This window comes from Lysobacter sp. F60174L2, from assembly GCF_052547135.1.
The window spans coordinates 461598-473621 of record NZ_JBQWRA010000001.1 but is presented as its reverse complement, the minus strand read 5'-3'; the positions used below and the strand labels follow the sequence as shown (position 1 = coordinate 473621).

Genomic DNA, 12024 nt, shown 5'->3' with positions numbered 1-12024 from the left:
GGCCGGTCCGCCGCCGCGCGGGCGCTGCTACCCTGCGCCAAATTTGTTGCCGGAACCGTGCCGATGCCCCGTCTGTTGCCCCTGTCCGCCGCCCTGCTGCTGTCCGCCAACGCATTCGCGCAGGCACCGACCGCCGCGCCCGTCGCCACCGGCTCGACCCCGATCAGCCTCGAACAGGCCATGGCCGACCCCGACTGGATCGGGCCGCCGGTCGAGCAGGCGTGGTGGGCCTGGGACGGCAACACCGCGCAGTACGAACTCAAGCGCGAGGGCGAAACGATCCGCGACACCTGGCAGGTCGGCATCAACGGCGGCACCCCGGTCAAGGTCGACGGCGCCGCGCGCGCGCAACTGGACGGTGCGCGGCCGGTGTACGACGCCAGCCGCACGCGCATGGCATTCGCGCGCAACGGCGACATCTTCGTGCGCGACCTGCGCAACGGCGCGCTGACCCAGGTCAGCCGCACCGACCAGCAGGAGTCGCGGCCGCAGTGGAGCGCCGCCGGCAACCTGGTGTTCCGCGCCGGCAACGAGTGGTTCCAGTGGCGCGCCGGCCAGGGCAGCAGCCAGGCCGCAGTCGTCAAGGCCGAGAAGGACCCGGCGATCGAGCCCAAGCCCGACGACCTGCGCGACCGCCAGTTGCGCCTGATCGACACCCTCGCCAGCGACCGCGCCAAGCGCGAGGCCGAACGCGAGCAGGAAGCCGCGTGGCGCGCCGCCGACCCGACCCGCGCGCCGCTGCCGGCCTACCTCGGCGAAGACGTCGAGATCGTCGACAGCGCGCTTTCGCCGGACGCGAAGTGGCTGCTGGTGGTCACCGAGGCCAAGGACGCCGATGCCGGCCAGGCCGGCAAGATGCCCAAGTACGTGACCGAGTCGGGCTACGAGGAGTTCGAGGAAGTCCGCGTGCGCGTCGGCCACAACGCGCCACTGCCGCACCGGCTGTGGCTGGTCGAGGTGGCCACCGCCGAGGTGGACGAGTTGCAGTTCCACGCCCTGCCCGGGATCGGCACCGACCCGCTGGCGGCGCTGCGCGAGCAGGCCGAACTGGAGTCGCTCAAGGGCGACCGCGCGGTGCGGGTCGAGAGCGAAGGCGGCGGCAGCCCCGCGATCCACTGGCGCGCCGACGGCAGCAGCGCCGCGGTGCTGCTGCGCGCGGTCGACAACAAGGACCGCTGGATCGCGACCGTCAGCCCGCAGACCGGCCAGGTCGACGCGGCCGCGCTCACCGTGCGCCACCGCCTGCACGACGACGCCTGGATCAACTGGAACTACAACGACTTCGGCTGGACCGCCGACGGCGCGCTGTGGCTGCTGTCGGAGCAGAGCGGCTACTCGCACCTCTACATCGCCGACGGCGACGGCACGCCGCGCGCGCTGACCTCCGGCCAGTGGGAAGCCTCGTCGCCGGTGCTCGGCGCCGACGGCCGCACGTTCTTCTTCGTCTGCAACCGCGACTGGCCGGGCGACTACGAAGTCTGCGCGGTCGACCGCAATGGCGGCGACGTGCGCGAGGTCACCGCGCTCGACGGCGTCGAGGGCTTCGCGTTGTCGCCGGACGGCTCGAAGCTGCTGGTCAGCCACTCCGACAGCTACCTGCCGACGCAACTGGCGGTGGTCGACACGCGCGGCGAGGAAACCGCGCTGCTGACCGACACCCGCAGCGCGGAATTCAAGGCGCGCCAGTGGATCCAGCCGGAGATCGTGCAGATCCCGTCGAGCGATGGCGCAGGCACGGTCTGGGGCAAGTACTACGGTCCCGCGACGATGGAACCGGGTCGCGAGTACCCCGTCGTGATGTTCGTGCACGGCGCCGGCTACCTGCAGAACGTGCACGACCGCTACCCGGTCTATTTCCGCGAGCAGATGTTCCACAACCTGCTGGTGCAGCACGGCTACGTCGTGCTCGACCTCGACTACCGCGCCTCCGAGGGCTACGGCCGCGACTGGCGCACCGCGATCTACCGGCAGATGGGCACGCCGGAGCTGCAGGACTACCTCGACGGCCTCGCCTGGCTCGGCGCCAACAAGCAGGGCGACGTCGACCGCGCCGGCATCTACGGCGGCAGCTACGGCGGTTTCATGACCTTCATGGCGCTGTTCAAGGCACCCGGCACGTTCAAGGCCGGCGCCGCGCTGCGTCCCGTCACCGACTGGTCGCAGTACAACCACGAGTACACCTCCAACATCCTCAACACCCCGGAAGTCGACCCCGAGGCGTACCTGAAGTCCTCGCCGATCGAATACGCCGCCGGCCTGCAGGACAACCTGCTGATCGCACACGGGATGATGGACAACAACGTGTTCTACAAGGACTCGGTGATGCTCGCGCAGAAACTCATCGAACTGCGCAAGGACGACTGGGAACTGGCCTCGTACCCGCTCGAGCGGCACGGCTTCGTGCACCCCGACAGCTGGTACGACGAGTACCGCCGGATCTTCGAGCTGTTCGAGGAGAACCTGAAGCCCGGTGGTTCTTCCACGGAAGAATGAGCTCGGGAGCGGGCTAACCGCTCCATGTAGGAGCGACGTAAGTCGCGACCCTCTGACCCCGTGAGGCCGCGAGGAAATCGCGACTGACGTCGCTCCTACACCAGTCGCTGCTTGACACAGATCAGCCAGCCGCGGCATCGCAGCACTACCGGGCCGCCGCCACCGCCGCGCCCGGTAGAATCCGCCGCATGAGCACCACCGACAACGACACCGACTTCACCCGCGTCCGCGACTACCTCACCGGCCTGCAGGACCGCATCTGCACCGCCATCGAGGACGCCGACGGCGGTGCCCGCTTCATCGAGGACCGCTGGGAACGCAGCGCCACCGGCAACACCAGCGGCCTCGCCGGCGGCGGCGGCCGTACCCGCATCCTGCGCGACGGCGCGGTGTTCGAGCAGGCCGGCATCGGTTTCTCCGACGTCTCCGGCACCAAACTGCCGCCGTCCGCCACCGCCAACCGCCCCGAACTGGTCGGCGCCTCCTGGCGCGCAGTCGGCGTGTCGCTGGTGTTCCACCCACGCAACCCGTACCTGCCGACCACCCACGCCAACGTCCGCCACTTCCACGCCGAACGCGACGGCAAGACCGTCGCCTGGTGGTTCGGCGGCGGCTTCGACCTGACCCCGTTCTACCCGTTCGACGAAGACGTGCTGCACTGGCACCGCACCGCGCGCGAGCTGTGCGAGCCGTTCGGCGGACAGGCGCGCTACGACGCGCACAAGCGCTGGTGCGACGAGTACTTCTTCCTCAAGCACCGCGACGAGACCCGCGGCATCGGCGGACTGTTCTTCGACGACCTGCAGGGCGATTTCGACACCGACTTCGGCTACATGCGCGCCGTGGGCGACGGCTTCCTCGACGCCTACCTGCCGATCGTCGAGCGCCGCAGGGACACCCAGTACGGCGAGCGCGAGCGGCAGTTCCAGCTGTACCGCCGGGGCCGCTACGTCGAGTTCAACCTCGTGCTCGACCGCGGCACCCACTTCGGCCTGCAGTCGGGTGGGCGCACCGAGTCGATCCTGATGAGCCTGCCGCCCCTGGCGCGCTGGGAGTACCGCTTCGAACCGGAGGCCGGCAGCGCCGAGGCGCGGCTGGCCGACTACCTGCGTCCACGCGACTGGTTGCGTTGAGTTGGCAACGTCAGTCCGCGCATAGCTGTAGGAATTGTGGGCTGGGGAGGTTTGCCAACATCGCGTCTGACTACGCATTGCAGGTCTTTTTCCGTAGAGTTCGCCGATCCAGACTGGCCATCGATTTGCTCTTCGTGGGCGCTTCGTCAGGCTGCCAAGTTCAATCCATAGGTGCCGAGATGGACAATTTTTCGAATGACTTGAAAGCCCCCGCCGAACCATCCCTCGCAGAAAATACGTGTCCGTTATGCAAGCAGAGCGGAATTGAAAATATCGGCGAGCAGGTTATTGAAGACCGAGGAGGGCTTGATGACCGACGAAAACTTCGCCTCCAGATATTTCTTGAAGACTGGATTGGCACTCGAGAACAAACCGCTCGGATACGCTGGTGTCAATGTACATGCTGCGGATTCGTGTACTACTCCCCGAGACCGACCCCCAGGATGGTTTCGATAAAATATCAGCGCCTCAGCACCAAGCCATTGAAACAGCCTCCCTTCCCTGATCGGGTGGAATACTCGCCCGAAGCATGGCAAAGGCTTACACACCATGAGGTATACACAGAAAGGGCCAGGGAGCTATTCCAGTTGCTCTCGCCATGGGTTTCCAATGAGACAAGAATACTGGACTTCGGAGGAGCGCAGGGAGCCATTCTTGAATATTTTGTCAGGGAGGGCATGAACTGCCATGTCGTTGATTACGGGTGCCGCAATCCTCTTCCTGGGATATATTACCGCGCTCCCGACTTGCAGGGAGTTGACGAAGAATATGATCTGGCTATCTGCAATCACGTCTTGGAACACGTGGCCGATCCCATAGGGGAATTACTCTCCGTTCGCAAGGCACTCGACCAGCGCGGCGTGATCTTTGTTGAGGTTCCGCTAGAACTATGGAACAGGAAGCACCCGAAACCTTCGGAGCCGGTAACGCACATCAACTGGTTTTCGGCTCCTTCATTACGATATTGTCTTGAAGCCGCCGGTTTTGAGGTATTGAAGCTACATTATTCCAGCTTCAGGACATACACGGGCACCAAGGGATTGGCTGTCAGAGCAATTGCTCGAAAATCGAACATGGCTCGTCACACGGAAAGCCATGAACTTCCCGACCGTTCCGAGATCTTGTTACTCAAGGATATCCAGAAGGGAAAAGTGGGTGCATTGATGGAGAATTTTGTTTCTCTACCCTCTGACTGGAAAGCCACCTGAACGAAAATCGAGAGGGGAGTGGATGAAGGACCCGGTTGTATTCAGCGGCGTGATCACGACCGATGATCACGCGTGCTGTCTTTCGGGTCGCTGTCGCCGCATGAGCATTGAGCCTGTTCGAGCGGAAAGACGTCTCACGAGCATTGGTCGCCGGGCATTCGATCTGGTCGAAGCACTTGCGGCGGACGCGGGCGGGGCGGCGTTCCCGCCACCACACCCGGCAAACGGCAGACCATGGTCGGATCAGCGATGCCGTTCGATCAGTGAGCGCCCGGCGTGGGTCGAGGACCGGGTCGTTCCGGGGCACTGGGAAGCTGTCCTGCTGTGCGGCAGCGGCAACCGGACCTCCACGCTGGTCGAGCGCAAGCACGCGCTATGTCGTGCTGGTGAAGGTCTTGGAAGCACTGATTCGCACTTCAGCTACCCAACGAGTTGTGCAGATCGCTGACGTGGAACTGCGGGAGTTGGCGGACCTGCGGCCGCGCGACTGGCTGGGGGAGTCTGGGTAGGGCATTCGTTTGCGATCGTTAGGCAGTACGGGTAGACGATCTTCTTTCGCGACTTACGTCGCTCCTACAAAAGCTGGCGACACGGCTGTGCGCCGCCCTGCTTTGCCCGACGCCATCGGCAGGCAAATGGCGAAGCGGCGTCCGGGTCGGGGTGCTGCGCACAGCGGACATGGATGTCCGCGGCCGGCGAGTCGGCCAAGGGTGAGCACAGGCTGCTTGCGCGGCACCGCCGCGCGCCTGTGCGAACGCCCGGCGCGCTGCGCCGGGCCGGACCGCGGAGCGGGCCGACCGAGCCGGGAAGCAGTACCCCGCCCAGGGCGACGCTCCAGCCGAAGCCCGGAGCTCTGGCGTTGAGGTTGGCACCCTGATCACCGCGCCAGCCCACTCGCACGCCAGCGACAACCCCCACCGCCAAATCGCAGGCAATAAAAAGCCCCGCAGGCAGGGGGGGCCGGCGGGGCTGGTGGAGCGGGACCTGGGGAGGGGTCTTCGCTCCGGGATCACTCCAGGGGAGGGAGAGATCGTCGACAGACGTTGCATCTGTCGAGGGCTATATGACCATCCCGTACATGGATGAATCGTGAAGATCGGGGTTAATTAATTGTTGGATTCAGTAGCGATTCAGAGCGCCAACTTCGGCTAACGTGACGTTAACAACCCGGTCCGAGCCCTGATCGCGCGATTGTGCCAACCGGCGGCAACTTCTGCCGCAGTTGACCCCCTCAATCGCGCCTCGCGGGCCGGACCGGGGGTCCAGCGCGCCCGGATTCAATGCGCTTCGTCCCAATTGAGCCCCACCCCGCTGTCAACCACCAGCGGCACCCGCAACTGCGCCGCGCCGACCATCCGCGTGACGACTTCCGCCAGCAACGTGTCGACAAAGCCGGCATCGACCTCGAAAACCAGCTCATCGTGGACCTGCAGGATCATCTGCGCCGGCCCGCTGCCGTCGGCGCCGCGCTGGGTCGCCAGCCACGCGTCGACCTCGATCATCGCCCGCTTGATGATGTCGGCCGCGGTGCCCTGCATCGGCGCGTTGATCGCGGCGCGCTCGGCGCCGGCGCGCAGGCCCTGGTTGCGGGCGTGGATGTTGTCCAGGTACAGGCGGCGACCGAACACGGTCTCGACATAGCCGCGGTCGCGCGCCTGCTGGCGGGTGTTGTCCATGAACTCGCGCACGCCCGGGTAGCGGCTGAAGTACAGGCCGATGTAGTCCTGCGCCTCGCCGCGCGACACCCCCAGCTGCTTGGCCAGCCCGAACGCGCTCATGCCATACATCAGGCCGAAGTTGATCGCCTTGGCCGCGCGGCGCTCGCCCGGTTCGACCGTCTCCAGGGTCTTGCCGAACACCTCGGCCGCGGTCGCCTTGTGGATGTCGGCGCCGGCGCCGAACGCGCGCAGCAGGCCTTCGTCGCCCGACAGGTGGGCCATGATCCGCAGCTCGATCTGCGAGTAGTCGCAGGCGACGATGCGGCGGCCCTCGGGTGCGGTGAACGCGGTGCGGATGCGGCGGCCGTCGGCGGTGCGGATCGGGATGTTCTGCAGATTCGGGTCGGACGACGCCAGCCGCCCGGTCGCCGCGCCGGCCTGGTGGTAACTGGTGTGCACGCGTCCGGTGCGGGCGTTGACCATCAACGGTAGCTTGTCGGTGTAGGTGCTGCGCAGCTTGGCCAGGCCGCGGTATTCGAGGATCACCCGCGGCAGCTCATGCAGGTCGGCGATCGCCTCCAGCGCCTCCTCGTTGGCCGAGGGCTGGCCCTTGGGCGTCTTCACCAGCGCCGGCAGCTTGAGCTCCTCGTACAGCAGCGCGCAGACCTGCTTGGGCGAGTCGAGGTTGAACGTGCGCCCGGCCAGCTCGGTCGCCTTCTGCTGCGCGGCGAGCATGCGCTGGCCGAGGTCGGCCGACTGCCGGCGCAACTCGTCCATGTCGATCATCACGCCGTTGGCCTCGATCCGCTCCAGCACCGACACCAGCGGCACCTCGATCTCGCGGTAGACGCGCAGCAGGTCCGCCTCGGCGGCGAGCTTCGGGCCGAGCACGCGATGCAGGCGTAACGTGATGTCGGCATCTTCCGCCGCGTACGGCGTGGCGTCGTCGATCGCGACCTGGTTGAAGGTGATCTGCTTGACGCCCTTGCCGGCGACGTCGGCGTACTTGATGGTGTCGTAGCCAAGGTAGCGCTTGGCCAGCGAGTCCATGTCGTGGCGGCTGGCGGTGGCGTTGAGCACGAAGCTTTCGAGCATGGTGTCGTCGGCGTAGCCGTTGACCTCGACGCCGTGGCAGCGCAGCACGTGCAGGTCGTACTTGCCGTGCTGGCCGATCTTGCGCTTGCCCGCGTCGGCCAGCACCGGCCGCAACGCATCGAGCACCTCGTCGAGCGGCAGCTGCGGCGGCGCGCCCGGGTAGTCGTGGCCGACCGGGATGTAGCAGGCGCGGCCCGGCTCGACCGCGAAACTCAGGCCGACCAGCCGCGCACACAAGGCATCGAGCGAATCGGTCTCGGTGTCGAATGCGAACTCGTCGGCCGCCTGCAGCCGGGCGATCCACTGGTCCAGTTGTTCGCGCGTCAGCACGCACTCGTACTCGCCCTTCGCCGACAGCGCGGGGTCGATGTCGGCCTCGCCCGCGCTGGCCGAGCGCGCATAACCGGCCGCGGTGTTGCGCACGTTGCCGCTGTCGGTCGCCGCGTCACCAGCGCCGCCGTTCAGCTCGCGTAGCGCCTGCTTGAAGCCGTAACGCGCGTACAGCACGCGCAGGCTGTCGGCATCGCGCTCGCGCAGCAGCAACTGGTCGTGGCGCTGCTGCAGCGGCACGTCGGTGCGGATCGTGGTCAGCGTGCGGTTGAGCGGCAAGCGCTCAAGCACCGCGCGCAGGTTCTCGCCGATCTTGCCCTTGATGTTGCCAGCATTGGCGATCACCCCGTCGAGCGTCTGGTACTCGGCCAGCCACTTGGCCGCGGTTTTCGGCCCGCACTTCTCGACGCCGGGGATGTTGTCGACCTTGTCGCCCATCAGCGCCAGGTAGTCGATGATCTGGTCGGCGCGCACGCCGAACTTGGCGAACACCGCCTCGTCGTTGTCGAGCCGGCTGCCGCTCATGGTGTTGACCAGCGCGATGCCGGCGCGCTCGTTGGCGTGGCGCACCAGTTGCGCGAAATCCTTGTCGCCGGTCGAGATGGTCACGTCGACCCCGGCGTCGGCGGCCTGGATCGCCAGCGTGCCGATGACATCGTCGGCCTCCACGTCCGGGATGCGGATGATGTCGATGCCCAGCGCCTGCACGATGTCGCACATCGGCTGCACCTGCGAGCGCAGCTCGTCCGGCATCGGCGGGCGGTTGGCCTTGTACTGCGGGTCGAGGTCGTCGCGGAAGGTCTTGCCCGGCGCGTCGACCACGTAGGCGATGTAGTCCGGCTGCTCCTTCAGGTGCGCGCGCAGCATGTTGACCACGCCGAACAGCGCGCCGGTCGGCTCGCCGGCGTCGTTGGTCAGCGGCGGCAGCGCGTGGAAGGCGCGGTAGAGGTAGCTGGAACCGTCGATCAGCACGAGTCTTTTCATGGACCCGATTCTACGTGCCCGCCGGGTCGGGCCGGCCGCCGGTTGCCCCGCCCCGGCTGCGGCGTATCCTGAACTTCCGCGACCGGAGACATCGCCATGCGTATCGCCACGACCGCCCTGCTCGGCCTGCTGCTTCCCGTCGCGCTGGCCGCCTGCGCCACCATGGGCCAGCCCGCCGACCCCACCGCCGGCCTGGAGGACGCCGACGTCACCCGCCAAGTGGCCGAGAACGGCGACGTCATCGAGCAGTACCGCGTCGCCGGGCAACTCAAGGTGGTCAAGGTCACGCCCTCGCGCGGCCCGGTCTACTACCTGATGGACAACGACGGCGACGGCCAGCCCGACGACGGCGCCCCGGTGTCGCCGGTGTACTGGAAGCTGTTCGAGTGGAATTGAGTCGGCCCGTGCCGACCATCCGCACCGTTACCGAAGACGCCGACCTGCGCGCCGCATGGCCGGTGGCCAAGCTACTGCGTCCCGCGTTCGATGAAGAACGTTTCGTCAGCCAGGCCTTGCGCCAGATGGCCACCGACGGCTTCCGCGCCACCGTGCTGTACGACGACACCGGCACCCCGCGCGCGTTCGCCGGCTGGCGGGTGATGGAAATGCTGGCGGTCGGCCGGCACATCTACGTCGACGATCTGGTCACCGACGAGGCCAGCCGCGGACGCGGGTATGGCAAGGCGATGCTGGACTGGTTGAAGACGGAAGCGAAGCGGCTGGGATGCGAACGGCTGCAACTGGACTCTGGGACGCAGCGGCAGGATGCGCATGCGTTCTATCTAAGGGAACGGATGCGGATCGAGGCGTTTCATTTTGGGGTTGGGGTGGGGTAAGGAGCCTGGCGAATGGCAGCTGTCGACCCAAAGCGAACGGACTGCCAGAAAGCTCAACTTGATGGTGGGTCGACATTTCGAGACCGTCATTTGAACGATCGTTCCAGTCGACGGGTCGACGCTAACGCAGGGCAACTAGAGCTAAGAGCTTTGGACACAACCCATAACGAGCAATGGCCGAGCTGTTGAAGTAGTGAGCCGTTCTGGCGCGATCACCTGCAATTGTCCGGTTCGATTGCCTTTACCAGGGCTCCCAGTGACAGCACGGCAGGATAGACCTGGCGCCATGTTGGATTGCACCGCTCAAGCAGCATCGCTTCAGTCGCGCCATAGGGATAGACGAGTGCACGCCCGAGTTGGGCTGCATCCAGGCCAGGAAGGGAGGAGACAGTACGTTGCCTCAAAGCCCTTCCAGATGCGACCACCCCGCTGTCGGAAGAGCCCAGTGCAATTTCGATCTCGGTCCAGCGGGCAACACCCTCCATCCATAGTTGGAGTTCGAGATATTTCCAGTCCTCCGCTGGCACTGCGGCTTCCAGTGCCTGTCTTGCCTTCAGGTAGATCGAGACCTGCTCCTGGAAAGAAGTCCCATGCTGATTGATCGCATCATGCAGTGCCTGGGCTGCTCTCGACAGGGCGAGTTCGAACTGCTCATCCCGGTACGGGAACGGGTAGTTGAGCATCCACATCCCGGTATTGTCGCCACCATCAAGATCCAGTCCATTGAGGCGCTGGTAGTAATTGTCGAACCCGCTTTGGTATTGATGGAAGTGCTCGTGGAAAATTGTCTGCGTCCAGTCCACTTGATCCCGACCCGTTGACTCGGGCGTTCCCATTACGATCGTCGAAATTCCATCTATTACGGGCATTGCCGCCAAAAGGTTGCGCGGAAAGACATTGGGTCTTTCCTGGAGGTCACACCTCGTATCAGGATCGGGTGGAAGCGCCGTAAACCCGGCGACGAGGGATCCGTGACAGAACAGGACTTCCCGTCCTTCGAGGGTGGCAAGAAGCCCGAATGGCGCCGTCTCGTAGCCTGGCCAGATACTGCTTCCGAAAGACCTGGCTTGATCCTTCGCGTCCTTGATCGCAAGCAGCAAGGACGGAGCAATTCGGGTGTTTTCAGGCGAAGCTGCGCAGCCGGGAAGTGGAATCCCCAGGTAGCCCAGCGCAAAACTTGCAACAGACAATGCCCACATCAGGAATTTTTTCATTGAAGCTCCAGTGATCTGCCGCGTAACCGTTATGGGAGTGGCGACTGGCTGCCGTGAACGACCTCTCGGTTGACTCGTCCTCGTCGCCTGTTACCTCGGCCCTTCCGGGCACGTCACCATCCATGACGGCACTGGCCAGGAGAACGTAACAACATGACCGCAGCAGGTTCCGACGAAACGGTGGCGAAAGCCTTCGAGGCGCAACGCGGGCGTCTCGTGGCGATTGCATACCGGATGCTCGGGTCACGCGCGGATGCCGAGGACGCGATGCAGGAAGCCTGGTTAAGGCTGGCGCGCCAGGACGCGGCGGCGATCGACAACCTTCCCGCCTGGCTGACCACCGTGGTGGGGCGGGTGTGCATCGACATGCTGCGCTCGCGCAAGGCCAGGCCCGAGTCCGCGTTCGACGACCCGTTGCCCGGGCTGGTGGTTACCGAGGACAGCGGCGAGGCGCCGGAAGACAACGTGCTGATGGCCGACTCGGTCGGCTTGGCACTGCTCGTGGTGCTCGACACCCTGAGCCCCGCCGAACGGCTGGCATTCGTGATGCACGACATCTTCGAGGTGCAGTTCGAGGAAGTCGGCCGGATCATCGGCAAGTCCACGGATGCATCGAAGATGCTCGCCAGCCGGGCCCGCCGCAAGGTACGAGGCATGCATCGTCGCGTCGATACCCGGCAGCGGCAGCGTGCCGTGGTGGATGCGTTCATCGCGGCAGCCCGGGACGGGGACTTCGAAGGACTGCTGCGGGTACTCGATCCGGAGCTCACCTGGCGCACCCACACGACCCGTGGCGTTGTGGTCAGGCACGGGGCCGCCGAGGCGGCTGCCAAGATTCAGCAGGCGACCGGCGCGAACGTGACCGCACACCGCGTGCTCGTCAATGGTGAGCCGGGGGTTCTGGTGTGGGGCGCGAACGGCAAGCCGCAGGCGGTTATGGCATGCACCGTGGTGGATGGCCGGATCGTCGAAATCCTGGCGCTCATCGATCCCAAACGCCTGGCAACCCTGCCCCTTCCGGCACGACCCGCCTAGGCCCGTGTTACGTCGGTCCGACCTGGTTCGTCGTTTGT

Annotated in this window: 8 protein-coding genes and 1 pseudogene; 7 read left to right on the top strand and 2 right to left on the bottom strand. The window is 65.6% G+C overall.

Translation table 11 applies throughout. The features are described 5' to 3' along the window. Nucleotides 1-63 precede the first annotated feature (63 nt). From ACT9AS_RS02080 to ACT9AS_RS02065, 4 genes and pseudogenes are all read left to right on the top strand, one after another. The gene (locus tag ACT9AS_RS02080) at nt 64-2493 is read left to right on the top strand and encodes a prolyl oligopeptidase family serine peptidase (RefSeq protein ID WP_445098460.1); all 2430 of its coding nucleotides are present in this window, start codon (nt 64-66) and stop codon (nt 2491-2493) included. Between the two features lie 188 nt (nt 2494-2681). Then, nucleotides 2682-3626, top strand: a complete 945-nt coding sequence (hemF, locus tag ACT9AS_RS02075) for an oxygen-dependent coproporphyrinogen oxidase (protein ID WP_445098459.1) — start codon at nt 2682-2684, stop codon at nt 3624-3626. Between the two features lie 200 nt (nt 3627-3826). Then, nucleotides 3827-4834, top strand: coding sequence for a methyltransferase domain-containing protein (locus ACT9AS_RS02070; protein ID WP_445098458.1), 1008 nt, complete (start codon nt 3827-3829; stop codon nt 4832-4834). 167 nt (nt 4835-5001) lie between these two features. Further along, nucleotides 5002-5296, top strand: a pseudogene (locus ACT9AS_RS02065) (IS30 family transposase); the annotation flags it as partial. An 815-nt stretch (nt 5297-6111) separates the two neighbouring features. On the opposite strand, the gene polA reads toward ACT9AS_RS02065, so the two are convergent. Continuing rightward, the gene (gene polA, locus ACT9AS_RS02060; RefSeq protein WP_445098457.1) at nt 6112-8901 is read right to left on the bottom strand and encodes a DNA polymerase I; all 2790 of its coding nucleotides are present in this window, start codon (nt 8899-8901) and stop codon (nt 6112-6114) included. A 96-nt stretch (nt 8902-8997) separates the two neighbouring features. On the opposite strand from polA, the gene ACT9AS_RS02055 reads away from it, so the two are divergent. Beyond that, nucleotides 8998-9297 (top strand): DUF2782 domain-containing protein, encoded by a 300-nt coding sequence (locus tag ACT9AS_RS02055; protein WP_445098456.1) that lies wholly within the window; start codon nt 8998-9000, stop codon nt 9295-9297. A gap of 8 nt (nt 9298-9305) precedes the next feature. Further along, complete coding sequence (locus ACT9AS_RS02050; RefSeq protein ID WP_445098455.1) at nt 9306-9737, top strand: GNAT family N-acetyltransferase; 432 nt, start codon at nt 9306-9308, stop codon at nt 9735-9737. A 212-nt stretch (nt 9738-9949) separates the two neighbouring features. On the opposite strand, the gene ACT9AS_RS02045 is transcribed toward ACT9AS_RS02050, so the two are convergent. Beyond that, a complete protein-coding gene (locus ACT9AS_RS02045) occupies nt 9950-10951 on the bottom strand; it encodes a hypothetical protein (RefSeq protein ID WP_445098454.1) in 1002 nt (333 codons plus the stop codon). A gap of 153 nt (nt 10952-11104) precedes the next feature. Here ACT9AS_RS02045 and ACT9AS_RS02040 point away from each other — a divergent pair, with 153 nt between their 5' ends. After that, a complete protein-coding gene (locus ACT9AS_RS02040) occupies nt 11105-11986 on the top strand; it encodes a sigma-70 family RNA polymerase sigma factor (RefSeq protein ID WP_445098453.1) in 882 nt (293 codons plus the stop codon). Nucleotides 11987-12024: the final 38 nt, after the last annotated feature.

What these genes read in the sequence shown, in the direction of transcription:
- ACT9AS_RS02080 (WP_445098460.1), top strand. Translation starts at nt 64, where the DNA reads ATGCCCCGTCTGTTGCCCCTGTCCGCCGCCCTGCTGCTGTCCGCCAAC.
- hemF (WP_445098459.1), top strand. Translation starts at nt 2,682, where the DNA reads ATGAGCACCACCGACAACGACACCGACTTCACCCGCGTCCGCGACTAC.
- polA (WP_445098457.1), bottom strand. Translation starts at nt 8,901, where the DNA reads ATGAAAAGACTCGTGCTGATCGACGGTTCCAGCTACCTCTACCGCGCC.
- ACT9AS_RS02055 (WP_445098456.1), top strand. Translation starts at nt 8,998, where the DNA reads ATGCGTATCGCCACGACCGCCCTGCTCGGCCTGCTGCTTCCCGTCGCG.
- ACT9AS_RS02045 (WP_445098454.1), bottom strand. Translation starts at nt 10,951, where the DNA reads ATGAAAAAATTCCTGATGTGGGCATTGTCTGTTGCAAGTTTTGCGCTG.
- ACT9AS_RS02040 (WP_445098453.1), top strand. Translation starts at nt 11,105, where the DNA reads ATGACCGCAGCAGGTTCCGACGAAACGGTGGCGAAAGCCTTCGAGGCG.